The sequence below is a fragment of the Actinomycetospora straminea genome, assembly GCF_028737255.1.
Classification (GTDB): domain Bacteria; phylum Actinomycetota; class Actinomycetes; order Mycobacteriales; family Pseudonocardiaceae; genus Actinomycetospora; species Actinomycetospora straminea.
Genome location: NZ_JAQZAN010000013.1, coordinates 130,359 through 155,477 on the forward strand (window position 1 = coordinate 130,359; position 25,119 = coordinate 155,477).

Sequence of the window (25,119 nt, forward strand, 5' to 3'; positions counted from 1 at the left end):
GAGGAACCACTCGAGGGGGATTGGGCGCGCCACCGGTGGGGCATCTACGCCGGAGCCGTGACCGGAACGAGACCTACAAGACGCGCGACCGCGACGTCATTGCCCCGATCGGGTGCAGGTGGCCGCGCAGAAGGAGGAACTCGCATGGGCGCCCACCGCATCGACCGTCGCGTCGACCACCGCACGACCCCGCGCTCCGGCCTGCGCCGCCTCGCCGGACGCGGAGCCGTCGCCACCTCGGCCGCGCTCGCCCTGGCCGGCTCCGGCGCGGGACTCGCGACCGCGTCGCCGGGTCACGGCGACGGCGACGGCCGGGGGACCTCCTCCTCGTCCCCGGGCAACGGACACGGCAACGGCCACGCGTACGGCCTCGGCGACGGACACGGCAACGGGCACGGCAACGGGCACGGCAACGGGCGCGGCAACGCCTACGGCCACGACGACTCCTCCCGGTACCGCGCCACCGCCGACTGCGACGGCTCGTCGGCCAGCAGCTCGTCGGCCTCGTCCGACTCCTCCGACGGCGGCCTCGTCGGCGGCCTGCTCGGCGACCTCGGGCTCTCGGACGGTGCGGACCAGCAGAGCTGCGACATCGGCACGTCGTCCTCGTCCTCCTCCACGTCCTCCTCCACGTCCTCCACCACGTCCTCCACCGACGGCTCGTCGGGGGACGGCTCGTCGGCCGACGCGTCGGGCGCCACCGGCTCGAGCACCGACACCCAGCAGGCCGTCCAGCGCACGCCGCAGACCAACCCCGTCGACGAGCCGCCCGACTTCGGCGAGACCTCCTCCATCCCGATCACCCTGTAGAGCACACTCGTCGCCGTGGACCTGGTGGCTCCCTGGCGACTCGTCGATGCCCGTCGCCCCGACGCGGTGGACACGGCCCGGCGACGGATCGACGAGGTCGACGACCGGGTGCGCGCCTGGGTCGAGCTCGTCCCGCCGGACGCGGGCGGGGACGGCCCGCTCGCCGGCGTTCCGGTGGGCATCAAGGACATCGTCGACGTCGCGGGCGTGCCCACCCGGTGCGGCTCGGCCGCGCGCGCCGACGCCCCGCCCGCCACCGACGACGCGGCGATCACGGCGCTGCTGCGCGGGGCGGGCGCGGTGGTCGTCGGCAAGACGGTGACCACCGAGTTCGCCTTCTTCGACCCCGGCCCCACCCGCAATCCGCACGACCCGGCGCGCACGCCCGGCGGGTCGTCGAGCGGGTCCGCCGCCGCGGTCGCGGCCGGCATGGTGCCGCTCGCGGTGGGCACGCAGACCGCCGGCTCGGTGGTGCGCCCGGCGTCGTACTGCGGGGTCGCGGGCCTCGCCGTCGCGCGCGGGTCGCTGCCGACGGCGGGCGTGAATCCGCTGGCCCCGGGCCTGGACACCCTCGGGCTGTTCGCGGCGAGCGTCGAGGATCTCGCCACCGCGCGCGCGGCCCTCGCCGGCCACGCCCCGGCGACGGCGTCCGGGACCTCGCCGCGGCTGCTGACCTGGGACGGCACGGACGTCGCCGAGGTCTCGCCCGCCATGCAGGAGGCGCACGCCGACGCCGTCGCCGCGGCCCACGTCGCCGGGGCCGGCCTCGCGGCCTGGGACCTCGACCTGCGGCGGGCCACCGTCGACCACCGGATGGTCATGGCCGCCGAGGCGTCGATGACCGTGCCGGACGCGCCGGGTCTCGGGCCGAACCTGCGGGCGCTGCTCGCGGAGGGCCGGGCGGTGCCGCCCGACGAGCTCGCCGCCGCCCGTGAGCGCGCCGCGACGACCCGTGAGGCCGTGCTGGCGCGCCTCGACGACGCCGACGCCGTCCTCGTCCCCGGCGCGCTCGGTGTGGCCCCGGCGGGCCTCGACGCCACCGGCGACCCGGTGCTCTCGCGACCCTGGCACCTGCTCGGCCTGCCCGCCCTCGCCGTACCGGGCGCCCGCGACGCCGCCGGCCTGCCGCTGGGCCTCGCCCTCATCGGCCACCCCGACCGCGAGGACGCCCTGCTCGCCGCCGGCCGCTGGCTGGAGCCGCTCCTCGGTCGGTGAGCGGGGGCGCCGGGCCCGCCCCTCGTGCGTGATCTCCTCAGCTATCGCTCAGAAGATCACGCACATGGGCTCGGCCACGTGGCGTGTACCGGGTTGCGCGGCGCGGGAAGCTGGGACGCGTGGCGGAGGGCGATGCCCGCACGGAGCTCGACACCGAGTTCCAGCGGGAGTTCGAGGAGGAGCTCGACCACCACCACCTGTGGCACCGCGAGGACCAGCGCCACCAGTTCGGCAGCGACTCCCCGCTGCTCCCGCCCCGGCTGGCCGCCCTCGTGCGCTACGTCCCGCGCGCGCACCCCGCGGGCTTCGTCGTCGGCGTCGCGTTCGCCCTCATCTCGCTCACCCCGTCGCTGATCCCCCGCGACTACCTCTTCCAGGGCCTCGCCACCGGCATCTCCGGCGGCCTGGGCTACGGGCTCGGCGTGGCGTTCGCCTGGCTGGTGGGGCGCACGGGCAAGTGGACCCACCTCACCGTGCGGGTGCAGCGCGCGACCCCGGTCTGGCTGACCCCCGGGGCCTGGCTCGTCCTCGTCGTCACCGCGACGGTGGCACTGGTCATGATGCTCGTCGCCGGCGCCGGGTGGCAGCAGCAGGTCGCCGGGCTCATGGGCATCGCGCAGCCCACCACCGACGGCTGGCTGCGCGCCGGCCCGGTCGCGCTCGTCGTCGCCGGGCTGATCGTCGGGTTCGGCCGCGGCGTGCGCTGGCTCGCCGGCCGGGCCGGTGACCTGCTGCGCCGCCGCGCCCACCTCCCCGCGCAGGTGGCCACGGTCGCCGGCACCGTGATCGTCGTCGTCCTCGTCGCCACGATCATCGACGCGCTGGTCCTGCGCACCGGCCTGCGCGTCGCCGATGCCGCCTTCAGCGCCACCAACGACGAGACCTACCCGGGCGTCGTCGCCCCGATCTCCCCGCTGCGCTCGGGCTCGCCGCCCTCCCTGGTGCCCTGGACGTCGCTGGGGCGCGAGGGCCAGGACTTCGTCGCGGGTGGGCCGACGCTCGCCCGGCTCGGCGAGGCGTCCGGGCGCCGTCCCGTGCCCCCGATCCGCGCCTACGTCGGGCTGATGTCCGCGCCGGGTCCCGATGAGCGGGCCCGCCTCGCCGTCGCCGAGCTCGAGCGCACCGGGGCGTTCGAGCGCGACGTCGTCGCCGTCGTCACCACCACCGGCACGGGCTGGATCGACGACTCGGTGGCCGACTCCCTCGAGATGATCTGGGGCGGGGACAGCGCGATCGTCGCCACCCAGTACTCCTACCTGCCGAGCTGGCTGTCGTTCGTCGTCGACCGCAGCCGCGCCGCGGCCGAGGGGCGGGCGCTCTTCGACGCCGTGCACGCGCGCGTCGAGCAGATGCCCCCGGACCGGCGACCTCGGCTCATCGTCTTCGGCGAGAGCCTCGGCTCGCAGGGCTCGGAGGCGGCGTTCTCGAGCATCGACGACGCGCGGGCCCAGGCCGACGGGGTCCTCTGGGTCGGCCCTCCGAACTCCAACCGCCTCCACGCGGAGCTCACCGCGCGCCGCGACCCCGGCTCGACCGAGGTCCGCCCCGTGGTCGACGACGGCCGCGAGGTCCGCTTCGGGTCGACCGCGGCGGAGCTCCGGGAGCCGCCGGGAGTGTGGTCCTCACCACACGTGGTCTACCTGCAGCACCCCTCGGACCCCGTCGTCTGGTGGTCCCCGGAGCTCCTCTGGCACCGGCCCGACTGGCTCACCGAACCCCCTGGTCGGGACGTGTCCGACGCCGTCGACTGGTACCCGGTCGTGACCTTCTGGCAGGTCACCATCGACCTCACCAATTCGCTGTCGGTGCCCGACGGGCACGGCCACCAGTACCGCGCGGTGATGGTCGAAGGCTGGCTCACGATGGGTATGCCAGCGGGGTGGACCCCTGCGGACACGGAGAGGGTGGCAGGCATGCTGGGGCTGTGACCGCTCCCCAGCCCACGGCCACGGACGCGCGCCCACCGTCGGACGACCCTGCTCGGACCGACGCGACGGCACCCCACTGGCGGCGCCTCGCCCCGCCCGCGGTGGTCGCGCTCCTGCTGCTCGGCTGGAGCAACGTCGCCCTGCCGGCACTGCCCGCCGACCCGGTGCTCAAGGCCCTCTTCAACCTCGGCGGCGTCGCCGCGCTCGTCACCGTCGCCCGCCTGCTGGGGCTGACCTGGGCCGACCTGGGCATCGGCCGCGGCACCTGGGGCGCGGGCGCGCGCTGGGGCGGCGCGGCCATCGGTGTCGCGATCCTCGGCTACGGCGCGGTGCTCACCGTCGCGCCCCACCTGCTCGAGAACCCGCAGCTCGCCGGCGCCTCCCCCGGGGCGCTCCTCCTGCGCGGCCTCGTCCTCATCCCGCTGGGCACCGTGCTCGCCGAGGAGCTCGCGTTCCGCGGCGTGCTGCAGGGGCACACCGTCCGCTCGCTGTCCGCCCGCGTCGCCCTGAGCACCACCGCGGTGGCGTTCGGCCTCTGGCACCTCACCGTCGCGCTCGGGCCCTCGGCGGTGCCGCTGCCGCCGACGCTGCAGTGGACCTCCGCGCTCGCGGTCCTCGTGGTGACCGTGCTGGGCGGCTTCGCGCTCGGCTGGCTGCGCCACCGCACCGGCTCGGTGCTCGCCCCGATCGGGCTGCACCTGGGCACCAACGCGGTCGGGCTCGTCGCCGCGGGCGTGGCCCTCGCGCACTAGGAGTCGCGCCAGGCCGGTCCGACACCCTGCACTCCTCCGTCGCGCAGTGTGTCGGCGTGCGGCGGCGCGGGCTCGGTACGCGTAGCAGAGAATGTCCCGATGACCGTCGTCGACAACGCGGTGTACGTCCACGGGGAGCGCTCCCGCGAGCCGGACTCGCTGGACCGCACCCTGGAGATGCTGCGCACGCACGGGGCCGACGACGGGTTCGCCTGGATCGGGCTGCTGCGTCCCGACGCCGACGAGATCGACCGGCTGGCCCAGGAGCTCTCGCTGCCGCCGCTCGCGGTCGAGGACGCCGTGGCGGCCCACCAGCGTCCCAAGCTGGAGCGCTACGACGACGTGGAGTTCGTCGTGCTCCGCCCGGCCTGGTACGTCGACGAGGACGAGGACGTCCAGGTCGGCGAGATCCACCTCTTCCTCGGCCAGGACTTCGTGGTCACCGTCCGGCACGCCGACACCCCCGACCTGTCGTCGGTGCGCTCCCGGCTCGAGGCGGACCCGTCGCTGCTGGCCCGGGGCCCGCGAGCGGTCCTCTACGCCGTGCTCGACCGCGTCGTCGACGACTACCTGCCCGTGACCCGCGGGCTGCGCAACGACATCGACCAGATCGAGACCCAGGTCTTCGGCGGCGACCCCAGCGTCTCGCGGCGCATCTACCAGCTCTCCCGCGAGGTCATCGAGCTGCAGCGCGCCGTCGACCCGCTGCGCGAGGTCCTCGACGGGCTGGTCGCCGAGTCCGCCGACGACCCGGCCCAGATCGAGCTGCACCGCGGCCTGCGCGACGTCGCCGACCACACCGCGCAGATCAGCGAGTCCGCCGACAACTTCCGCCAGCTGCTCGGCAACATCCTGCAGGTCAACGCCGCGCTCGTGGGGCAGCGGCAGAACGAGGAGATGCGCCGGCTCTCCGAGACGAGCCTCGCCCAGGGCGAGGAGGTCAAGAAGATCTCGAGCTGGGCGGCGATCCTGTTCACCCCGTCGCTCATCGGGGCGATCTACGGCATGAACTTCGAGAACATGCCCGAGCTCGCGTGGACGTTCGGCTACCCGTTCGCCCTGGGACTGATGGTGCTCGCGTCGGTGACGCTCTACCTCCTGTTCCACAAGCGCGGCTGGCTGTGAACCCCGACCGCGCCCGGTCCTTCGGGGCCGCCGCGGACGACTACGACCGGCTGCGCCCGGCCCCGGCGCCCGAGGCCGTGCGCCGGCTGCTGCCCGGGCCCGGGGCCGCCGTCCTCGACCTCGGCGCCGGCACGGGCCTGCTGACCCGGGCCCTGACCGCCGCGGGCGCCACCGACGTCGTCGCGGTCGAGCCGGACGACGCGATGCGCGGGGTGCTCGCGACGAGGAGCCCGGGGGTGCGGGTGCTCGCCGGCACCGCCGAGGACGTCCCGCTGCCCGACGCGTCCGTCGACGCCGTCCTGGTCGCGTCGGCGTGGCACTGGTTCGACCCGGACCGGGCGAGCGCCGAGGTCGGCCGTGTCCTGCGCCCGGGCGGGGTGCTGGGCCTGCTGTGGACCTACTGGGATCCCGCACAGGAGTGGGTCGCCGAGCTGCGGGCGATCGGGGGGCTCGACGACCAGGGCCGGGCGCCGGCGGTGGACGCCGACTTCGTCGTCGACCTGCCGGAGGGGGCCCCGTTCGGCCCCGGGGAGCCGCAGGTGTTCCGGCACGCGGTGTGGATGGCCGCCGCCGACGTCGCGGCGATGCTCGGCACCCACTCCGCGGTCCTGACACTGCCGGCGGACGAGCGGGCGGAGGTCGACCGGCGGGCGCGCGAGCACGTGGCGCGGGCGGTGGGCACCGACCCCGTGCGCGTGCCGTTCGTGACCGCGGTCTGGAGGGCGTTCCGGACATCCGGGTGAGATCCGCCCAGGGGTCGTCCGGGCATGGACGGCGGCGGGCAAGTCAGGTTAGCCTCCCCTCACTGAACGAGGAGGCGGGCGATGACGCTGCGACTGCCCACGGCCGAGGTGACCGTGCTGCTCGGCGAGCCGATCGTGCGGCGGCGGCTGATGGCGATGTGCGACGACGCGTCGTCCGGGGTCCGGCGGATCACCGTCGACCCGTCGGCGGGCGTGCGGGAGCGGCGCCGCCGCCTCGAGGAGGCGGGCGGCGCCGCGGTCGTGCTGGTGGACCGGGTCACCGACGGGCTCGACGCCACGGGGCGCCGCGTGGTGCTGGGCGCGCTGGCGGGCCTGGCCGCACGGGGTGCCGCGGTCCTGGTCGACGACGACGACAGCGTGGCCGCGCTCGCGGTCGCCGACGCGACGCTGCGCGCCGACCCGGTGCGCGGGCTCGTCGTGGAGCCCGCTGCGGGGTCGCTCGCGCCGCTCGAGGAGCTCTACCGGGCCTCGTAGGTCAGGCAGTCGGCGACGTCCTTGCCGGCGCCGATCTCGACCGACGATGCGGTGCACTCGAGCTTGTCGTTGAACTTGCACTCGGAGCGGTGGCACGCGCCGACCACGCCGTTGCGGTCGACGCCGCCACGGAACGAGATCTCGACGAAGGTGCCGCACGCGGCGTTGTCGCCGGCGATGGTGATCGCGGCGGCGTGGCAGGTCGAGTCCTCGTTGTAGGCACACGAGGTCGCGGAACAACCCTGCACGGTGGGCAGGCTCTGGGCTGCGGTCATGGCGACGATGGTGGCGGTCCGGCGGACCCCCTCGCCAGGCAGTGAAGGCTGCCCTGACCAGGGCGGACGGCCGTCCCGGCGACGAGCGACCTGCGGGAACCGCAGCGACACCCGCGACAAACCGTCGAGACTGTGACGACGGTCACAGTGCGCCCCACCCGTCCGGGCCTGTCGGAGGAAGGTTGCCCTGTCCTCAGCCGCGGGGCTCTTCCCCATCAGGATCATCTGGGCCACGGTGACCGGTACCACCACCGCCGGCCGACGGGAGCACCCCGGATGACCGAGACCGTCCCCCAGCCCACCGCGACGACCACCACGTACGTCGGCCGGAGCCTGCCGCGCAGGGAGGACGCCGCGCTGCTCACGGGCCGGGGTACCTGGACCGACGACATCGCCCCGCTCGGCACCGTGCACCTCGCGCTCGTGCGCAGCCCGGTGGCGCACGCGCGGATCGCCGGGATCGACACGACCGCCGCCCGCGAGGCCGACGGTGTCGTCGCGGTCCTCACCGGGGCCGACCTCCACGACGAGTTCGCGATCGGCATCCCGTGCGGCTGGCCGGTCACCGAGGACATCCTCGTGCCCGACCACCGCCCGCTGGCCCGCGACGAGGTCAACCACGTCGGCGACGCGGTCGCGGTCGTGGTGGCGACCGGCGCCGCGGCCGCCCGGGACGCCGCGGAGCTCGTGGTCGTCGACTACGACGAGCTCCCCGCGGTGGTCGACATCGAGGCCGCCCTGGAGCCCGGCGCCCCGCTGGTGCACGAGGAGTTCGGCACCAACCACTGCTACACCTGGCCGCTCGCGGTCGGCGACGTCGACGCGGCGCTGGCGCAGGCCGACGTCGTCGTCGAGGGCCGCTACCTCCAGCAGCGCGTCATGGCCTCGCCGATGGAGACGCGCGCGGTGGTGGTCACCCCGGACGCCGTCGGCGGCGGGTTCACGATCCACACCTCGACCCAGGTGCCGCACTTCGTGCGCGACCTCCTCGCGTTGATGACCGGCATCTCCGACACCAAGCTGCGCGTCGTCGCCCCCGACGTCGGCGGCGGCTTCGGCGCGAAGCTCAACGTGTACGCCGAGGAGGCGCTCGCGCTGGTCCTGGCGAAGCGGCTGCGCCGGCCCGTCAAGTGGACCGAGACGCGCTCGGAGCACCACATCGCGACCACCCACGGCCGCGGGCAGGTCCAGTACATGACCGTCGGCGCGACGCGCGACGGGAAGATCCTCGGGATGAAGGTCCGCCTCGTCGCGGACATGGGCGCCTACCTGCAGCTGCTGACCCCCGGCATCGCCGTGTTCGGCGCCTTCACCTACTGCGGGCTCTACGACTTCGGCGCCTACGACTTCGAGTGCCGGGGCGTGTTCACCAACCTCACCCCCACCGACGCCTACCGCGGCGCCGGGCGCTCCGAGGCGGCCTACGCCCACGAGCGGGTCCTCGACGACCTCGCCCGCGCCCTCGACATGGACCCCGCCGAGCTGCGGCTGCGCAACCTGCACCCGCCGTTCTCCGAGCCGCGCACCGTCCCGTCCGGCGTGCAGTACGACTCCGGCGACTACGAGCCCTGCATGCGCCGCGCGCTCGAGCTGGTCGACTACGAGGGGCTGCGCGCCGAGCAGCGCCGCCGTCGCGAGGCCGGCGAGACGGTCGAGATCGGCGTGGGCATCGGCAACTTCACCGAGTCCGGCGGGCTCTCGCCGTCGAAGGTGGCCGCCGGCGTGCGGCTGCAGAGCGGCGGCTGGGAGGCCGCGACGGTCCGCATGACGACGGCCGGGCGCGCAGAGGTCGTCACCGGCACCAGCCCGCACGGCCAGGGCCACGAGACGGCGTGGGCCCAGATCGTGGCCGACTCGCTCGGCATCGACCCCGCCGACGTCGAGGTGTTCCACTCCGACACCATGATCGCGCCCTTCGGGCGCGACACCTACGGCTCGCGCAGCCTCGCGGTCGGCGGCTCGGCGGTCTACGGCGCGGCGGAGAAGGTCGTCGCCAAGGCCCGGCTGCTCGCCGCGCACCTGCTCGAGGCGTCCGAGGACGACCTCCAGTTCACCGGCGGGGTCTTCTCCGTGGCCGGGACCTCGGGCCCGTCGCTGACGATCCAGGAGGTGGCGGGGGCGGCCTCGCTCGCGGCGGACCTGCCCGAGGGCATGGAGCCGAACCTCACCGCCGACCACCACTTCGACCCGCCCAACTTCACCTGGCCGTTCGGCACCCACATCGCCGTCGTCGAGGTCGACACCGAGACCGGCGACACCCGGGTCCGGCGCTTCGTCGCCGTCGACGACTGCGGGCGCATCGTCAACCCGCAGATCGTCGACGGGCAGCTGCACGGCGGCATCGCCCAGGGCATCGCGCAGGCCCTCTACGAGCAGGCCACGTTCGACGAGGCGGGCCAGCCGACGGCGGCGACGTTGGCCGACTACGCGGTGCCCGCGGCCGCCGACCTGCCCGGCTTCGAGCTCGACCAGACCGTCACCCTCTCGCCGACCAACCCGCTCGGCGCCAAGGGGATCGGCGAGTCCGGGGCGATCGGGTCCTCGCCGGCGGTGGTGAACGCGGCGATCGACGCCCTCGCCGCCCGGGGCGTCACGCACCTCGACATGCCGCTGACCCCGCAGCGGGTCTGGCGCGCGATCACCGACGCGGCCAAGGTGATCGCATGACCGCCACCGAGGCCGAGACGGAGACGCGGTACGACCACGGGGGCGACGAGTTCGTCTACGTCGAGCTCTCGGCGGCGATGAGCCTGCCGGTGCACTTCCGGTCGCTGGCGATCACCCGGCGCCTGGGCGAGGAGGCGATCCCCGGCGTCGAGGAGATCTGCCCGTCGAACGCGTCGTACATGGTCCGCGTCGACCCCGACCGGCTGCACCCGCGCGACCTCGTGCGCGAGCTGCAGCGCATCGAGGACGAGGTCGGGTCGCTGTCCGACGGCCTCACCGTCGCGTCGCGGATCGTCGACGTCCCGATCATGCTGAACGATCCGTGGACCCACGAGGTCCTCATGAAGTTCCGCGACCGCCACCAGGACCCGACGGGCACCGACCTCGACTACGGCGCCCGGATCAACGGCTACGCGTCGACCGAGGACTTCATCGACGCGCTCGCCGCGTCGCCGTACCTCGTCACGATGATGGGCTTCGTCCCCGGGCTGCCGTGGTGCTTCCAGCTCGTGCCGCGGGAGCGGCAGGTGGAGGTCCCGAAGTACGTCCGCCCGCGCACCGAGACCCCGGAGCGGGCGTTCGGGTTCGGCGGGGCGTTCGCGGTGATCTACCCGGTCAAGGGTGCGGGCGGCTACCAGCTGTTCGGCTCGGCGCCCGCGCCGATCTTCGACGGCGAGCAGCGGCTGCCCGACTTCGCCGAGAACGACTCGGTGGTGTTCTTCCAGCACGGCGACGTGATCAACTACCGGCGCGTCGACCGCGAGGAGTACGACGACGTGCGGGCCCAGGTCGACGCCGGGACCTGGCGCTACTCGTACCAGGAGCTCGAGTTCTCGCCGAGCCGCTTCCTCGCCGACCCGGACGGCACCAACGCGGCGATGAAGGAGGTGCTGTACGGGTGACGATCAGGGTTCAGGACCCCGGTCTCGAGACCACCGTCCAGGACACCGGGCGGCTGGGCTACTACAGCATCGGCTTCCCGCCCTCGGGCGCGCTCGACTCGTTCGCCTACCACGTGGGCAACGCGCTGGTCGGCAACGAGCCCGGTGCCGCGGCGCTGGAGGCGGTCTACCTCGGGCCGACGCTGGAGTTCACCGTCGACACGGTCGTCGCCGTGACCGGCGCGGACATCCCCGCGTTCGTCGACGGCGAGGAGATCCCGACGTGGGAGTCGGTGGCCGTGTCGTCGGGGTCGGTGCTGTCGTTCGGGCAGCTGCGCGCCGGCGCCCGGCCCTACGTCGCGGTCGCCGGCGGCATCGACGTGCCGCTCTACTACGGCAGCCGCTCGACCTACACGCTCGTCGGGATCGGCGGGTTCCAGGGGCGCGCGCTGCGGGCCGGGGACGAGCTGGCGCTGGGGTCCGACGCGCGGGACGTGAAGGCCGGGCGACGCCTCGAGAGCGGGGACGTGCCGGTGCACCCGTCGACCGCGGAGGTGCACCTGCTCGTGGGCCTGCACAGCTACCGGCTCACCGACGACAGCCTCGCCCGGTTCACCGACACCGAGTGGAAGGTGACCCCGGACGCCAACCGCGTCGGGTACCGCTTCCGCGGCGCCGAGCTGGAGTTCGTGCCCCGCGAGCAGCCCTTCGGGGCCGGCAGCGACCCCGCGAACGTCACCGACTGCGGCTACCCGGTCGGGTCGGTGCAGGTCCCCGGGGGCGTCGAGCCGATCGTGCTGCTGCAGGACGCCGTGACCGGCGGGGGCTACGCGACGCTCGGCACCGTGGTGTCGGTCGACCGCGACCGGCTCGCCCAGACCAAGACCGGCGACAGGACCCGCTTCGTGCCGGTCGACCTCGACGGGGCGCTGGAGGTCCGCAGGGACCGCCTCGGCGCGCTCGACCGCATCCGTTCCGCGCTCGCCTGATCGGGAGGACACACGTCGTGGGCAACCACACCATCACGTCCCGGACGCCGGGCGTCTTCTACCACCGACCGTCGCCCGACGCCGATCCCTACGTCACCGAGGGCTCCTCGGTGGCCGAGGGCGACACGGTCGGGCTGGTGGAGGTCATGAAGACGTTCCACGAGGTCAAGGCGGACGCCGCGGGCACCGTCGCGCGCTTCCTCGTCGAGAACGAGGACGAGGTGACGATCGGCCAGGACCTGGTCGAGCTGGAGACGTGACCCTGCGCAGCGTCCTGGTCGCCAACCGCGGCGAGATCGCCCTGCGCGTCGTGCGCGCGTGCCGGGAGCTCGGCGTCCGCGCGGTCGCGGTGTACTCCGACGCCGACGCGTCGGCCGCGCACGTGCGGATGGCCGACGACGCGGTCCACCTCGGCAAGTCGGCGGCGTCGAAGAGCTACCTCAACGAGGAGGCGGTGCTCGAGGCCGCGCGCTCGGCGGGGGTCGACGCGATCCACCCCGGCTACGGCTTCCTCTCCGAGCGCCCCGGGTTCGCCGCGGCCGTCGAGGAGGCGGGCCTGGTGTTCGTGGGCCCGCCGTCGTCGGTGATCGCGACGATGGGCGACAAGGCCGCCGCCCGCGCCGTCGCCCGGTCGGCGGGCGTGCCCGTGGTGCCGGGCAGCGACGAGGTGTCGTCGGCGGACGAGGCGGTGGCCGCGGCCGGGGAGGTCGGCTACCCGGTGCTGGTCAAGGCCTCGGCGGGCGGTGGTGGGCGCGGCATCCGGCCGGCGGGGTCGGCGGACGAGCTGCGGACGGTCGTCGCCGAGGCCCAGCGGGAGGCCGCGTCGGCGTTCGGGTCGGACAAGGTCTACCTCGAGCGCGCGCTGCAGGGCCCGAAGCACGTCGAGGTGCAGGTCCTCGCCGACACCCACGGCACCGTGGTGCACTGCTGGGAGCGGGAGTGCTCGCTGCAACGGCGGCGGCAGAAGATCCTGGAGGAGGCGCCGGCGCCGGGGCTCGACCCGTCGGTCCGGTCGGCGCTCTGCGACGCGGCCGCGCGGCTGGCGAGAGAGGTCGGCTACGTCGGCGCGGGCACGGTGGAGTTCCTCGTCGAGGGCTCCGGTGACGCGGCCGAGTTCTTCTTCATCGAGATGAACACCCGCATCCAGGTCGAGCACCCCGTCACCGAGTGGGTCACCGGGCTCGACCTCGTCGCCGAGCAGCTGCGCATCGCGTCGGGCGACCCGCTGTCGGTGGCCCAGGACGACATCGCGTGCCGCGGGGCGTCGATCGAGTTCCGGGTCAACGCCGAGGACCCCGACCAGGACTTCCTGCCCTCGCCGGGCACCGTCGAGGCCCTCGAGCTGCCGGGCGGGCCGGGCGTGCGCGTCGACACCGCGCTGATGGCCGGCGACGCCGTGCCGCCGTTCTACGACTCGCTCGTCGCCAAGCTCTCGGTGTGGGCGCCGACGCGCGAGCAGGCCCTGGCCCGCGGCCGGCGGGCGCTCGCGGAGTACCGCGTCGACGGGCTCCCGACGACGATCGGCCTGCACCGCCGCCTGCTCGACGAGCCGGCCGTCGTCGACGGCGGCTACGACATCACGACGCTGGAGACGTGGCTGGCGGGACGGTCGCCGTGAACAGGTAGTAGCCGACCGCCCCGAACAGCCGCCCGTCGCGGTGCAGCGCCGCGATGGTCGACGTCCAGCGCCGGCCGTCCTCGGCGTCGATCGCGCCCGCGCTGGCCGCCGCCTCGCCGATGCCGGCGAAGTACTGGGCGGCGAGGTCCTGCGAGAAGATCACCATGCGGCTGTCGACCTCGACGTCGGTGAGGCCGAGCGCGCCGAGGTCGCCGCGCAGGTCGCGCACCAGGCGCGGGTTGACGACGGCGGTGTCGGCCTCGTGCGCGAGGACGGCGCGGACGAGCCGCGCGTCGTCGACGTTGACGGTGTTGGTGTCGAAGTCGGGCTCGATGATCGCGATCCGTCCGCCGGGGCGGGTGACCCGGACGAGCTCGGCGAGGGCGCGGCCCGGGTCGTCGAGGTAGATCAGGACACGCTCGGCGCGGGCGACGTCGACGGCGTCGTCAGCGAAGGGCAGCCGCTGGGCGTCGCCGGGCACGAGGTCGACGTCGAGCCCCGCCGCGGCGGCGCGGCGGCGCGCCTCGGCGACGAAGTCGGCGGACAGGTCGATGCCGGTCACCGCGCCGCCGGGCTGCACGAGCCGCGCCAGTCGGAGGGTCTCGAGGCCGAACCCGCAGCCGACGTCGAGGACCCGCCGGCCCGGGCCGGTGTGCGTGCGCTCGACGGCGAGGGCCTTGAGCTCGCGCAGCAGCGGCAGCCGGTCGAACGCCTCGAGCGCCGCGACGTAGGTCGACTCGGCGGAGTGGTCGATGTCGGTGAAGTCGTGCAGCGAGATCGCGGGGGCGGCGGGCTCGGGCGGGTCCTGCGCGGTCACGGCTCCTCCGGGCGTTCCTCGGTGACGCGGATCACGCTAGCGTCGACCGGATGGGAACGGGGGTCGACGTCCTCGAGGCCGGCGCGGGGCCGCCGGTCGTCCTGCTGCACAGCTCGGTCAGCGGCAACCGGCAGTGGAAGGCGCTCGTCGCCGACCTGCGGGACCGCCACCGCGTGCTGGCGCCGAACCTCCTCGGCTACGGCGCCACCCCGCCCTTCGACGGGGCCGGCCCGCAGCGCCTCACCGACCAGGCCGCCCTGGTCCACGCCGTGCTGGAGGGGGTCGACGAGCCGGTCGCGCTCGTCGGGCACTCCTTCGGCGGCGCGGTCGCGATGCGCGCGGCGGTCGAGCTCGGCGACCGCGTGCGGGCCCTCGTCCTGCTCGAGCCGAACCCCGTCGCGCTGCTCGCCCGGGACGGCCGCGACGACGCCTTCGCCGAGGCGTGCGCCCTGCGCGACCACGTCCAGCGCCACGGCACCGCCGGCACCTGGACCGAGGCCGCCCCGCGCTTCGCCGACTACTGGCTCGGCGACGGCTCCTGGGACGCGATGTCCGCGTCCCGGCGCGCCGCGTTCGTCGCCGCGCTGCCGCCGAACCGTCACGAGTGGGACGCGGTCACCGACCCGGCGATGACCATCGACGACGTCGCCCCGCACGACGTCCCGACCCTCGTCGTCCACGACCCCGCCACCCGCCGCCCGATCCGCGAGGTGGTCGAGGTCCTGGCCGCGGCCCGTCCCGCCTGGCGGTCCGCGACGGTCGACGGGGGCGGGCACATGGCCCCGCTCGTGCGCCCGGACCTGGTGAACCCGCTGGTCACGGCGTTCCTGGCGGCGTCGTGACCGGGCTCGGGGTCGGCCTGACGCCGATGGAGACCCGCCGGGACGTCGTGCTGCACGTCGCCCGGCGCGCCGAGGAGCTCGGCTACGCCACGTTCTCGGTGGCCGAGGCGTGGGGGTGGGACGCCGGCGTCCTGCTCGCCGAGGTGGCCGGGGCGACGGACCGGATCGGCCTCGGCATCGGCGTCATGAACACCTGGGGCCGCAGCGCCGCGACGATCGCGATGCTCGCGGCGAGCGTGGACGCCGTGTCGGGCGGGCGGTTCCGGCTCGGTCTCGGCGCCGGGAGCCCGGCGCTCGCCGAGGGCCTCCACGACGTCGCCTTCGACCGGCCCGTCGAGCACCTCGCCGCCGTCACCGTGCAGGTCCGCCGCCTGCTGAACGGCGAGCGGCTCGAGCCGACCACGGGAGCGCGGGGCCTGCGGTTGGCCGTTCCCCCGTGCCCGCACGTGGCCCTGCACCTCGCCGCCCTCGGACCGCGCTCGATCCGCCGGGCCGGCGCGCTGGCCGACGGGTGGGACCCGTTCTTCGTGCCGGTGTCCGCGCTCGGGCGCCTGCGGGAGGAGCTGCGCGCGGGCGCGGCGCAGGCCGGCCGGGACACCGTCCCCGTCGTGTGCCCGGCCGTGCCCGCCGCGGTCGCCGCCGACCCGGGCGTCGCCCGCGCGACGGCGTCCTGGTGGGTGGCCTTCTACCTGACCTCGATGGGTCCGCTGTACCCGCACACGCTGCGCGCGCACGGCTTCGGCGCCGCCGTCGACGAGGTCGTGGCCGCCAACCCGACCGCGCGCACCACGGAGGTCCCGGAGAGCGCGGACGTGCTCCTCGAGGAGCTCACGATCTGCGGCGACGCCGAGGCGGGGCGTGCCGCCCTCGAGCGCTGGCGGGCCGCCGGCGCCGAGGAGCCGGCGATCGTGCTGCCGCCGGGGCGGCCGGTCGAGGAGCTCGACCACGCCCTCGAGGCGCTCGCCCCTCAGCCGCGCAGCAGCTGACCCGCCGGCACGCGCTCGACCCCGAGGTCGTCGAGGCGCCGCACGAGCGCCTCGGCGATCTCGACGGAGTTGGGCCGGTCGCCGTGCAGGCAGATGGTGTCGACCTCGACGTCGAGGTGCTTGCCCGTCGTCGACGTCACGTGCCCCTCGAGGAGGTCGACGGCCTGCTGGGCGACGGCGTCGGGGTCCTTCGCCTTCGGTTCGGGCTCGACGATGATGTGCCCCTCGTCGGTGTACTCGAGGTCGGCGAAGCCCTCGCGGGCCACGGTCGCGCCCAGCGAGCGGGCGAGCTCCGCGGTCGGCCCGGCGAGCCAGAAGATCATGAGACCGGGATCGAGGCGCAGGACGGCCTCGGTGATCGCCGACGTGATGTCGGGGTCGGTCAACGCCATGCCGTAGAGCGCGCCGTGCGGCTTGACGTGCACGACCTCGGCGCCCTCCGCGCGGGCCGTCGCCTGCAGCGCACCGGTCTGGTAGAGCACGAGCTGGGCGGTCTCGTCGGGGCGCAGCGCCATCCGCCGGCGGCCGAAGCCGACGAGGTCGGGCAGCCCCGGGTGGGAGCCGATCGCCGTGCCGGTGGCGACCGCGGTGCGCACCGAGTCGCGCATCGTCACCGGGTCGCTCGCGTGGTAGCCGCAGGCGACGTTCACCGAGGTCATGTGGACCATCAGCTCGCTGTCGTGCCCGAGCTTCCAGCGCCCGAGGCTCTCGCCGGCGTCGGCGTTGAGATCGACGCGTGTCTGCATGGGCCCATCGCACCAGAAGGCATCGGCGACGGGAACGGACGAGATAGCTTGACTTTTTCAAGTGAGTCGCGGTGCGATGCGCGCATGTCGACGACCAACCCGGACACCGCGACCGTCACCCACCGCGGCCACGCCCTCCACGTCGAGCAGGAGCCCGGCAGCGGCCCGACGATCGTGCTGCTCCACGGCTTCCCCGACGACCGCCTGCTCCACGACCGCCTCCTGCCGTACCTGGCGGGGCGCCACGTCGTGCGCTTCGACTTCCTCGGCTGGGGCGCCTCCGACAAGCCGCCCGGACACCCGCGCAGCGCCCACGACCAGACCGCCGAGCTCGCCGCGGTCGTCGACGCCGTCGCCGACGGGCCGGTCGTGCTCGTCGCCCACGACGCGTCCGGGCCGCCGGCGATCGACTTCGCGCTGCTCGCGCCGCACCGCGTCGCCGGCCTCGTCCTGCTCAACACCTACTACGGGTGGACGCCGACGATGCGGGCCCCCGAAGCGATCACCCTGTTCTCGACGCCCGGCCTGCGGGCCCTGGCGCGCGCCGTCGCCCGTCGAGCGCCGCGCCTCGACCGGTGGCTCTTCCACTGGCAGGTCGGGCGGTTCATCACCGACGACACGGCCCGCGCCGAGCTGGTCCCGCGGCTCTACGCCGACTTCGTCCCGGCGCGCGAGGCGTTCTGGCGCCTCAACGCCGACCTGCCCCGCACCCTGCTCGACCGGCGGCGACGCGCGCGGGATCTCGCGCGGCTGGGGGTGCCGGTGCGCGTGGTGTTCGGCGCCGACGACCCGTACCTGAACCCGCGGGTGGCGCGCGCCCTCGCCGGGTGGTTCGCCGACGCCGAGCTGACCCTCGTCCCGCACGCCGGGCACTACGTGCAGGTCGACGCCCCGGCCGCGGTCGCCGAGCGCGTGCTGACGATGCCGTCCGCTCCCGACCTGCTCGACCTCGACCGCCGCGCCCTCGCCGCGACCGCCGCCGTCGCCGAGGCGATCCCGCGCCGCCGGTGGACGGCGCCGACCCCGTGCGCCGGGTGGAGCGTGCGCGACGTCGTCGACCACCTCGTCGAGAACGACCGTGCCCAGCTCGCCGTGCTGGGCGGGCCCGACGCCGGTCGGGATCTGCGCCGCTCCGGCGAGGCCGTGCTCGCCGCCCACGCGCGCCCGGCCGCCACCGACGCGCGCTTCGACCTCGGCGGGCAGCAGCGCTCCGCCCGCGCATCCCTGGCCGTGCACTTCGCCGACGTGCTCGTCCACGGCTGGGACCTCGCCCGCGCCGCCGGCCTGCCCTACCGCCTCGACGAGGACCTGGCGACGGCCGCCGAGCGCGTGGTGTCCGCGTTCCCCGACCTCGCCTGGGGCCCCGGCGCCGCGTTCGCCGCCCGGCTCGACGCCGGCCCGGGCGCGTCGGCGGGGGACCGGCTGCTCGCCCTCACCGGCCGCGACCCGGGCTGGCGCCCGCCGGTGACGACCTAGGCTCGGGGGCGTGGCGGCGACGTACGGACAGTTCTGCGCCGTCGCGTCCGCGCTCGACGTCGTCGGCGACCGGTGGACGTTGCTGCTGGTCCGCGAGCTGCTGGCCGGCCCGCGCCGCTACGGCGAGCTGACCCGGGACCTGCCCGGCATCGCCACCAACCTCCTCGCCGGGCGCCTGCGCGACCTCGAGGCGGCGGGCCTGGTGGCGCCCGTCGCGGGGGCGGGCGACGGGCGCACCCGCACCTACCGGCTCACCGCCGCCGGCGAGGAGCTGCGCCCCGTCGTCGAGGCGCTCGCCCGGTTCGGGCTCGCGCGCCTCCCCGACGACGCCGACGGGCTGGCGTTCCGGCCGCAGTGGCTGGTGCTCGCCCTCGAGGTGCTGCTGGTCCCCGAGGCGCTCGACGCCGACCTCGTCGTCCGGTTCGACGTCCGCGCGCCCGACACGCCGCCGGTGTGGCTGCGGCTCGGGCCGGGCGGGGTGGCGCACGTCGGCCCCGACGGGTCGCCGGACGGGGCGTCGGACGTGGTCGTCGCCGGTGACCCGCCGGCCCTGGTGGCGGCGGTGCGCGACGCCGGGCGCGCCCGGGAGCTGGTCGCCGAGGGCCGGCTCGCGGTCACCGGGGACCCCGGGGCGCGCCGGCGGCTCGCCGCCGCGCTGGGCGGGCGTCAGAACGCGGCGCGGTGAGCCTGCGCCCACTGCCGGAAGGTCCGGGCCGGGCGCCCGAGGAGGTCGGGGACGGCGGTGGTCACGTGGCCGTCGTCGTACTCGCCGCCGCGGAAGAAGCGGAAGAAGGCGTCGACGTAGCGCTCGGGCATCGCGGCGGTCATCCGTGCGCGGGCCTCGTCGTCGGGCTCGGGGTCGAGGCGCAGGTCGCGGCCGAGGAGCTCGGCGAGCACGGCGAGGCGGTCGGCGGGCCGCGTGGCCTCGGGGCCGGTGAGGCGCAGGCTGCGGCCGGCGAGGTCCGGGTCGGCGAGCGCGCGGGCGGCGACGGCGCCGATGTCGGCGGGGTCGATCACGGCGACCGGGACGTCGGCGAACGGCTCGCGGACGACGCCGTCGACGGGCAGCGGCGCCCACTGCAGGGCGTTGGACATGAAGCCGCTGGGCCGCAGCACGACCCACTCCAGGCCCGCGTCCCGCACGGCGGCCTCGGAGACGACGTTGAAGCGGGTGACGGCGTTGTCGAGGTCGCCGCCCACCACCGCGCCGGTCGAGAGCAGCACCACCCGGCGCACGCCGGCGGCGCGCATGTCGTCGAGCAGCCCGACCGGGTGCCCGGCCGGCAGGAACACGGCGTCGACGCCGTCCCATGCTCCGCTGAGGGAGCCGCGGTCCCCGAGGTCGCCGGCCACCGGCACGGCGCCCCCGACCGCCGTCCCCCGCCGCGACAGCGCCCGGACCTCGCGCGTCCCGGAGAGCGCGCGCACCACCTCGGTGCCCACGTTGCCGGTCGCGCCCGCGACCAGCACGGTGTCGGCCATCGGTCCCTCCTCGTCCTCGCCGGTGGGACCGACGCTAGGGACGGCGAGGGAACCCCGAGGTGCCCTCAGGCGAGCTCGTGCGCGTGCTCCTCGGCCCACGCCGTGAGCGCGGTGATCGGGCCGAGCAGGGAGACGCCGAGCTCGGTGAGCCGGTAGTCGCCGCCGCGGGTCGCCGGCCTGGCGACCAGACCGGCGTCGCCGAGACGGCGCAGCGTCTGTGTCAGCATCTTCTTGCTGATCCCGCCGGCCCGTTCCAGCAGCGTCGAGTACCGCTGCGACCCGTGCGCCAGCCCGACGAGCACGACCACCGACCACGTGTCGGCGATCAGCTCGAGCGCCGACCGCGCCGGGCAGTCGGCGAGGAGGACGTCGGGCGCGGGCGTGCTCACGCGCCGGGGGCGGACGGCACCGGGCTCTCGACCGGGAGGTCCTCCAGCCCGGCCCGGATCGCGTGGGCGAGCAGGTCGATCTCCTCCTGCCCGACGACCAGTGGCGGCGAGACCGCGATGCCCTTGCCGAGCCCGCGCACCAGCACCCCCGCCTTGCGCACGGCGCGCAGCAGGACGTTCGGGGCGTCCGGGACGCCGTCGAGGATCTCCTGCTCGAGCTCGATCGCCGCGAGGAAGCCGAACCCGGCGCGGACCTCATGGACGTAGGGGTGCGAGGTCAGCGGCGCGAGGGCCTCGAACAGCGGGTTCTCGAGCTCCTGGCCGCGCTCGATGAGCCCCTCGCGCTCGTAGATGTCGAGCGTCGCGAGGCCGACCGCGCAGGCCGTCGGGTGCCCGGAGTAGGTCGGGCCGTGGCGCAGGGTGCGCTCGCCCGGCGTCGTCCACCACGGGGCCGCGACGTCGCCCGACGCGATCACGCCGCCGAGCGGCAGGTAGCCGCTGGTGACGCCCTTCGCGAAGGTGATCATGTCCGGCCGGACGCCGAAGCGCTCGATGCCGAACCAGGTGCCGAGGCGCCCGAAGGCGCAGATGACGGCGTCGATGATCAGGAGCACGCCGTGGCGCCGGCAGAGCTCGGCGACGCCCTCGACGTAGCCGTCGACGGGCAGGTGCACCCCGCCCGCGCCCGTGACCGGCTCGATGACGAACGCGGCGATCCGCTCCGGCCCGACGTCGGCGAAGACCTTCTCGACGCCGTCGAGGTCGTGCAGCGGCGCCACCGTGTTCTCGCCGGCCAGCACGCCCCAGCCCTCGCGGTTCGGCGGGATGCCGGTGATCGAGGTCCCGTAGCCGTGGGTGCCGTGGTAGCCGGTCTCGCGGGACACGACGTGCACCCGCCGGTGCTCGCCGCGCGCCTGCCAGTAGCCGCGGGCGAGCTTGACCGCGGTGTCGATCGCGTCCGCGCCGCCCGACCCGAAGAAGACCCGGGCGTCGTCGACGGGGGCGAGCCCGGCGAGACGGTCGGCGAGCTCGAGCGCCGGGCGGTTGGCGATGTCGGCGAAGCACGAGTACGCCTCGAGCTTGCCCATCTGGGCCATCGCGACCTCGGCGAGCTCCTGCCGACCGTGGCCGATGTTGGCGTACCAGAGGCTCGCGCAGCCGTCGAGGTAGCGCTGCCCGGCCTCGTCGAAGACCCAGGGCCCCTCGCCCCGGTCGACGACGAACTCGTGGCCGTCCACGGCCGCCATGTCGGAGAACGGATGCCACAGGCGGGTGCTCATGGGGCGGATTCTCCGCGCTCGGCGCGTGCGGCGGCACCCCTGACGTGCTCGCGATCTGCTCCCGCCCTCTCACGGACGGTGATCGCGTTCTCGGTGGCGCAGGCCCGCAGATGTGCGGCCCTTCGTCACCCGGACCGTGATCACGCCAGCTCCACCGGCCGCGCGAGGTCCTCGTTGGCCGCGACCCGGCGCGGGCGACCACGGACACGACCGCGTCGGCGATGTCGGACGCCTCGAGCACGCCGAGGTCGCCGAGTGCGTCGCTCACGATCACCGGCTACGCGGCGGACGGTCTCGTGCCACCGCACCGCCCAGCCCCAGCGGCAGCGGCGCGGCCGGGTCGGTCAGCGACGCGAGGCACCGCCGGGCGGCCGCCGCCCAGGGGGTCCAGCCGGCGCGGTCGGCGAGGGCGACGGCGGCGGTCCAGTCCCGCTCGGCCGTGTCGGGGTCGTCGAGGGTCCGGGCCGCGAGTCCCGTCCACAGCGTCACCGGGCCGAGGACCGCGCCGCCGAAGCCGACGAGGACGGCCGCGTCCGGGTCCGCGGGCAGCACGGCGCGGACGTGGGCCGCGGTGGCGCGGTCCCCGAGACGGAAGGCGGCCGCCGACGCCATCGCCGCCGCCGCGCGCGCGAACCACATCGCCGGGTTGACCGCCCGCCGCGCGTACTCCGCGAGGTGCCCGCGCGCCCGCTCGTCGTCCCCGGCGCACGACGCGGCGTAGGCCGCCGCGGCGGACCACGCCCCGGTGTTGAGCGCCTGGGTCGCGGCGTGCGCGGCGAGGGGCGCGAGGTCGGCCACGGTGCCGAGCAGCAGGTGCTGGACGAGCAGGTGGGCGCCCGCGGCGTAGGGCGCGGCCGGGAGCTCGAGCGCCTGCCCCCGCTGCGCCGCGCGGGCCGCCGCGGCGTCGGCGCCCGGATCGCCCTCGGCCAGCAGCATCGCGGCCTCGGTGGTCTGGGCGGCCCAGATCGACCGCGGGCGGAACCACCGCTCGGCGGCGGTCTCGAGCTCGACGCGCAGCTTGTGGGCCTTCTCCGTGTGGCCGACGGTGAGCTCGGCGGTCATGAGCAGCTCGGTGCCGTCGAGGTGCAGGGACGGGTCGTCGGTCGCGAGCGCGAGCCGGTGGGCGTCCGCGGCGAGGGCCAGCCGTTCGAGCCCGGTGCACGTCGCGTCGGCGAGGTGGCGGACCTCGAGCGCCCGGACACGGGCCTGCACCTCGGGGTCGTCGCTGGCCAGGGCGTCGGCCAGCGCCCGCGCCTCGGCGACGAGGGCCGGGGCGTCGTCCTGCGCGGTCGCCGAGGCCTCGCGCACGGTGGCGACGAGCAGGTCGAGCCGGAGGCGGGGCGCCAGCGGCCGGTCGAGCAGACGGTGCAGCCGGGCGTGGCGACGCGGGTCGCCCTGCACCGAGAGCCCGAGCGGCTCGTCGCCGATCGCGACGAGCGCCGCGAGCTCGTCGTCCCCGGCGGCCAGGGCCGCGTCGAGCGCGCCGTCGAGGGCGTCGTCGAGGTCCTCGACCGGCGCGGCGCCCAGGTCGTCGTCGGTCCCCCGCACCGCGGACCGGCAGAGCGCGCGGTGCCCGAGCAGCCGGACGCGGGCCCCGCCCTCGGCGCCCGGGAGCGCCTCGTCGAACAGGGCCAGCGCCTCGGGGAGCGCGCGCCGACGGTAGGACGCGACGCCCGCGTCGACCTGCGCCGCGGCGCGCCGGGCCGGCGCCAGCAGCGACGCGGCGCCCTCGGTGTGGCGCAGCACCGTGAACGCGTCCGCGTCGTCGCCGAGCGCCTCGAGGCGGGCGAGGTGCAGGTGGGCGGCGCGGACCGGGGGCACGCCCGCCCGCAGGACGTCGGCGTCGAGGTCGTGGCGCAGCACGTAGCGGTCGCCCTCGCCGGCGACGAGCCCGGCGCGCGCGGCGACCTCGAGGTCGTCGGCGACGTCGAGCGGGCGCCGTCCCAACACGTCGGCCAGGTCGGCGAGCTCGACCGGGTGCAGCACCGCGAGCGCCTCGAGGGCCCGGCGCGCCGCGTCGGGGAGCTGGGCGGCCTGGTGACCGACCACGGCGCGCACCTGGTCGGGCACCGCGGTGACCGCGTGCCGGGCCTCGTCGAGGGTGGTGGTGCGCGCGAGCAGGTCGAGCAGCGCGGTGACGTGCAGGGCGAGGCCGCCCGAGCGGTGGACGACGGCGGCGACGAGGTCGTCGTCCGGGTGGAGGTGGGCGAGGCGGCGCCGGACGAGGACGGCGACGGCCTCCGGCGCCAGGGGCCCGACCTCGGCGGTGTCGACGGCGTCGTGTCCCCGCAGCTCGGCGAGGGCCCGCTCCCAGCGCGGGTGCGGCACGGCGTCGGGGCGGCGGGCCGCGACGACCAGGACGACCCCGGCGGGCAGGCCGCGGCGCGCCAGGGTGCGCAGCACGTCGAGCGAGGCGGAGTCGGCGCGGTGCGCGTCGTCGAGGGCCACCAGCACCGGCGCGTCCCGGGCACGGTGGCCGAGCCGGGCGTGGAGCCAGGGCCCGAGGTCGCGGTCCGGCGCGGGGCCCCGGATGCCGAGGTCGCCCTGCACCTCGTGCCAGGGCGCGGCGGGGGTGTCGTGCTCGCCCCACGCCGACGCCGCGGTCGAGGCGCCCCGGGTCCGCGCGGTGTGGACGACGGCGCGCAGCACGGCGGTCTTCCCGGCGCCCGCGCGCCCGTGCAGGACGATCAGCCGGCCGTCACCGTGCAGGGCGTCGAGGACGGTGCCCGCGAGGGCGTCGCGCCCGACGAGCTCGGGTGGCGGGGCCGGCTCGGGACGCGGGCGCGCCGCGGCGAGCGAGCCGTAGAGCGACCGCAGCTCCGGGCCCGGCTCCACGTCGAGCTCCTCGCGGAGCCGCCGGCGGACGTCGAGGTAGGTCTCGACGGCGTCGCGGCGCCGCCCGGCGTCGCGCAGCGCCCGGACGAGCAGCGTCGAGAGCTCCTCGTCCAGGCGGTCCTCCCCGGCCAGGAGGTCGACGGCGTCGCCGGGGCGACCGGCGTCGAGGAGCAGCCCGGCGTGGCGGACGACGAGGGCCCGTCGACGGTGCTGCGCGCTGCTCCGGGCCGCCGCGAGCCGGTCGGTGTCCAGCCCGAGGAAGGGCGTCCCGTGCCAGGCGGCCCGGGCCGCCTCGTGGGCGGCGAGGTCCCCGCCGCGCCGGGCGAGGTCGGCGAGACGGTCGAAGCGCAGGAGGTCGACGGCGTCCCGCGGGAGGTGCAGCGTGTACAGGCCGTTGCTCGCGGTGATCCACGGCTCGGGACGCGCGCCGAGCCACGCGCGCAGCCGGGTGAGCGCGACCTGGAGGGCGCCCCGCGGGTTCTGCGGCAGGTCCTCGCCCCACGCCGCGTCGATGAGCGCGTCGCCGTCGACGGCCACGCCCGTGTGCAGGGCGAGGAGCCCGAGCAGCGCGGTGTGGGTGCGGCTGCGGCGCGGCTCCGGGAGCCCGTCGCGCACGACGGCCACCTCGCCGAACAGCCGGATCCCGATCGACGCCATCATCCCCCCGGACGTCACGTCACGTGATCGCTCCGCGGAAGCCTACGTCCTCCGGCGGAATCCCCGGTGCGGCCGAGTGGACGAATCGATCGGCTCCGGCGCCTGGCCGGG

Annotated in this window: 23 protein-coding genes; 16 read left to right on the top strand and 7 right to left on the bottom strand. The window is 75.9% G+C overall.

Annotated features, from left to right (window positions below):
- The first annotated feature begins 144 nt into the window (after positions 1–144).
- The 7 genes from PH190_RS18485 (at position 145) to PH190_RS18515 (ending at position 7,068) form a co-directional block, all read left to right on the top strand.
- Positions 145–810 (top strand): hypothetical protein, encoded by a 666-nt coding sequence (locus PH190_RS18485; protein WP_274232996.1) that lies wholly within the window; start codon positions 145–147, stop codon positions 808–810.
- A 15-nt stretch (positions 811–825) separates the two neighbouring features.
- A complete protein-coding gene (locus PH190_RS18490) occupies positions 826–2,025 on the top strand; it encodes an amidase (RefSeq protein WP_274232997.1) in 1,200 nt (399 codons plus the stop codon).
- A gap of 119 nt (positions 2,026–2,144) precedes the next feature.
- Entirely contained in the window at positions 2,145–3,953 is a 1,809-nt protein-coding gene (locus PH190_RS18495) for an alpha/beta hydrolase (RefSeq protein ID WP_274232998.1), read from the top strand.
- Positions 3,950–4,705 carry a CPBP family intramembrane glutamic endopeptidase gene (locus PH190_RS18500; RefSeq protein WP_274232999.1) on the top strand — a complete coding sequence of 252 codons (756 nt, stop codon included), beginning with the start codon at positions 3,950–3,952 and terminating at the stop codon, positions 4,703–4,705. The genes PH190_RS18495 and PH190_RS18500 overlap by 4 nt, the downstream gene beginning before the upstream one ends.
- A 99-nt stretch (positions 4,706–4,804) precedes the next feature.
- Positions 4,805–5,830 (top strand): magnesium/cobalt transporter CorA, encoded by a 1,026-nt coding sequence (corA, locus tag PH190_RS18505; protein WP_274233000.1) that lies wholly within the window; start codon positions 4,805–4,807, stop codon positions 5,828–5,830.
- Positions 5,827–6,573, top strand: a complete 747-nt coding sequence (locus PH190_RS18510) for a class I SAM-dependent methyltransferase (RefSeq protein ID WP_274233001.1) — start codon at positions 5,827–5,829, stop codon at positions 6,571–6,573. The genes corA and PH190_RS18510 overlap by 4 nt, the downstream gene beginning before the upstream one ends.
- 81 nt (positions 6,574–6,654) lie before the next feature.
- Positions 6,655–7,068, top strand: coding sequence for a hypothetical protein (locus PH190_RS18515; RefSeq protein WP_274233002.1), 414 nt, complete (start codon positions 6,655–6,657; stop codon positions 7,066–7,068).
- Here PH190_RS18515 and PH190_RS18520 read toward each other — a convergent pair.
- A complete protein-coding gene (locus tag PH190_RS18520) occupies positions 7,053–7,343 on the bottom strand; it encodes a DUF1540 domain-containing protein (protein WP_274233003.1) in 291 nt (96 codons plus the stop codon). The genes PH190_RS18515 and PH190_RS18520 overlap by 16 nt on opposite strands.
- A 276-nt stretch (positions 7,344–7,619) precedes the next feature.
- Between PH190_RS18520 and PH190_RS18525 the strand changes: the two genes are divergently transcribed.
- Genes PH190_RS18525 through PH190_RS18545 form a run of 5 tightly spaced genes read left to right on the top strand, consistent with a single transcriptional unit; the run spans position 7,620 to position 13,498 of the window.
- Complete coding sequence (locus PH190_RS18525; RefSeq protein ID WP_274233004.1) at positions 7,620–10,010, top strand: xanthine dehydrogenase family protein molybdopterin-binding subunit; 2,391 nt, start codon at positions 7,620–7,622, stop codon at positions 10,008–10,010.
- Complete coding sequence (locus tag PH190_RS18530; RefSeq protein WP_274233005.1) at positions 10,007–10,912, top strand: 5-oxoprolinase subunit B family protein; 906 nt, start codon at positions 10,007–10,009, stop codon at positions 10,910–10,912. The genes PH190_RS18525 and PH190_RS18530 overlap by 4 nt, the downstream gene beginning before the upstream one ends.
- On the top strand, positions 10,909–11,880 hold the full coding sequence (locus PH190_RS18535; protein WP_274233006.1) for a 5-oxoprolinase subunit C family protein: 972 nt from the start codon (positions 10,909–10,911) through the stop codon (positions 11,878–11,880). The genes PH190_RS18530 and PH190_RS18535 overlap by 4 nt, the downstream gene beginning before the upstream one ends.
- Before the next feature lie 17 nt (positions 11,881–11,897).
- Entirely contained in the window at positions 11,898–12,140 is a 243-nt protein-coding gene (locus tag PH190_RS18540) for an acetyl-CoA carboxylase (RefSeq protein ID WP_274233007.1), read from the top strand.
- Complete coding sequence (locus tag PH190_RS18545; RefSeq protein ID WP_274233008.1) at positions 12,137–13,498, top strand: acetyl-CoA carboxylase biotin carboxylase subunit; 1,362 nt, start codon at positions 12,137–12,139, stop codon at positions 13,496–13,498. The genes PH190_RS18540 and PH190_RS18545 overlap by 4 nt, the downstream gene beginning before the upstream one ends.
- Here the strand turns inward: PH190_RS18545 and PH190_RS18550 are convergent.
- Positions 13,458–14,315 carry a methyltransferase domain-containing protein gene (locus PH190_RS18550; protein ID WP_274233009.1) on the bottom strand — a complete coding sequence of 286 codons (858 nt, stop codon included), beginning with the start codon at positions 14,313–14,315 and terminating at the stop codon, positions 13,458–13,460. The genes PH190_RS18545 and PH190_RS18550 overlap by 41 nt on opposite strands.
- A 50-nt stretch (positions 14,316–14,365) precedes the next feature.
- Here PH190_RS18550 and PH190_RS18555 point away from each other — a divergent pair, with 50 nt between their 5' ends.
- Entirely contained in the window at positions 14,366–15,157 is a 792-nt protein-coding gene (locus tag PH190_RS18555) for an alpha/beta fold hydrolase (RefSeq protein ID WP_274233010.1), read from the top strand.
- Complete coding sequence (locus PH190_RS18560; RefSeq protein ID WP_274233011.1) at positions 15,154–16,143, top strand: LLM class flavin-dependent oxidoreductase; 990 nt, start codon at positions 15,154–15,156, stop codon at positions 16,141–16,143. The genes PH190_RS18555 and PH190_RS18560 overlap by 4 nt, the downstream gene beginning before the upstream one ends.
- Here PH190_RS18560 and PH190_RS18565 read toward each other — a convergent pair.
- Positions 16,125–16,889 (bottom strand): LamB/YcsF family protein, encoded by a 765-nt coding sequence (locus tag PH190_RS18565; RefSeq protein WP_274233012.1) that lies wholly within the window; start codon positions 16,887–16,889, stop codon positions 16,125–16,127. The genes PH190_RS18560 and PH190_RS18565 overlap by 19 nt on opposite strands.
- 84 nt (positions 16,890–16,973) lie before the next feature.
- Here PH190_RS18565 and PH190_RS18570 point away from each other — a divergent pair, with 84 nt between their 5' ends.
- Positions 16,974–18,365: a TIGR03086 family metal-binding protein gene (locus tag PH190_RS18570; protein ID WP_274233013.1), complete on the top strand. Its 1,392-nt coding sequence runs from the start codon at positions 16,974–16,976 to the stop codon at positions 18,363–18,365.
- A gap of 10 nt (positions 18,366–18,375) precedes the next feature.
- The gene (locus PH190_RS18575; protein WP_274233014.1) at positions 18,376–19,050 is read left to right on the top strand and encodes a winged helix-turn-helix transcriptional regulator; all 675 of its coding nucleotides are present in this window, start codon (positions 18,376–18,378) and stop codon (positions 19,048–19,050) included.
- Here PH190_RS18575 and PH190_RS18580 read toward each other — a convergent pair.
- The 4 genes from PH190_RS18580 to PH190_RS18595 all read right to left on the bottom strand — a co-directional run bounded on the left by PH190_RS18580 (position 19,032) and on the right by PH190_RS18595 (position 25,026).
- On the bottom strand, positions 19,032–19,847 hold the full coding sequence (locus tag PH190_RS18580) for an NAD(P)H-binding protein (protein WP_274233015.1): 816 nt from the start codon (positions 19,845–19,847) through the stop codon (positions 19,032–19,034). The genes PH190_RS18575 and PH190_RS18580 overlap by 19 nt on opposite strands.
- A gap of 65 nt (positions 19,848–19,912) precedes the next feature.
- A complete protein-coding gene (locus PH190_RS18585) occupies positions 19,913–20,236 on the bottom strand; it encodes a winged helix-turn-helix transcriptional regulator (protein WP_274233016.1) in 324 nt (107 codons plus the stop codon).
- The gene (locus PH190_RS18590) at positions 20,233–21,516 is read right to left on the bottom strand and encodes an aminotransferase family protein (RefSeq protein WP_274233017.1); all 1,284 of its coding nucleotides are present in this window, start codon (positions 21,514–21,516) and stop codon (positions 20,233–20,235) included. The genes PH190_RS18585 and PH190_RS18590 overlap by 4 nt, the downstream gene beginning before the upstream one ends.
- Before the next feature lie 270 nt (positions 21,517–21,786).
- Positions 21,787–25,026: an ATP-binding protein gene (locus PH190_RS18595; RefSeq protein ID WP_274233018.1), complete on the bottom strand. Its 3,240-nt coding sequence runs from the start codon at positions 25,024–25,026 to the stop codon at positions 21,787–21,789.
- Positions 25,027–25,119 lie beyond the last annotated feature (93 nt).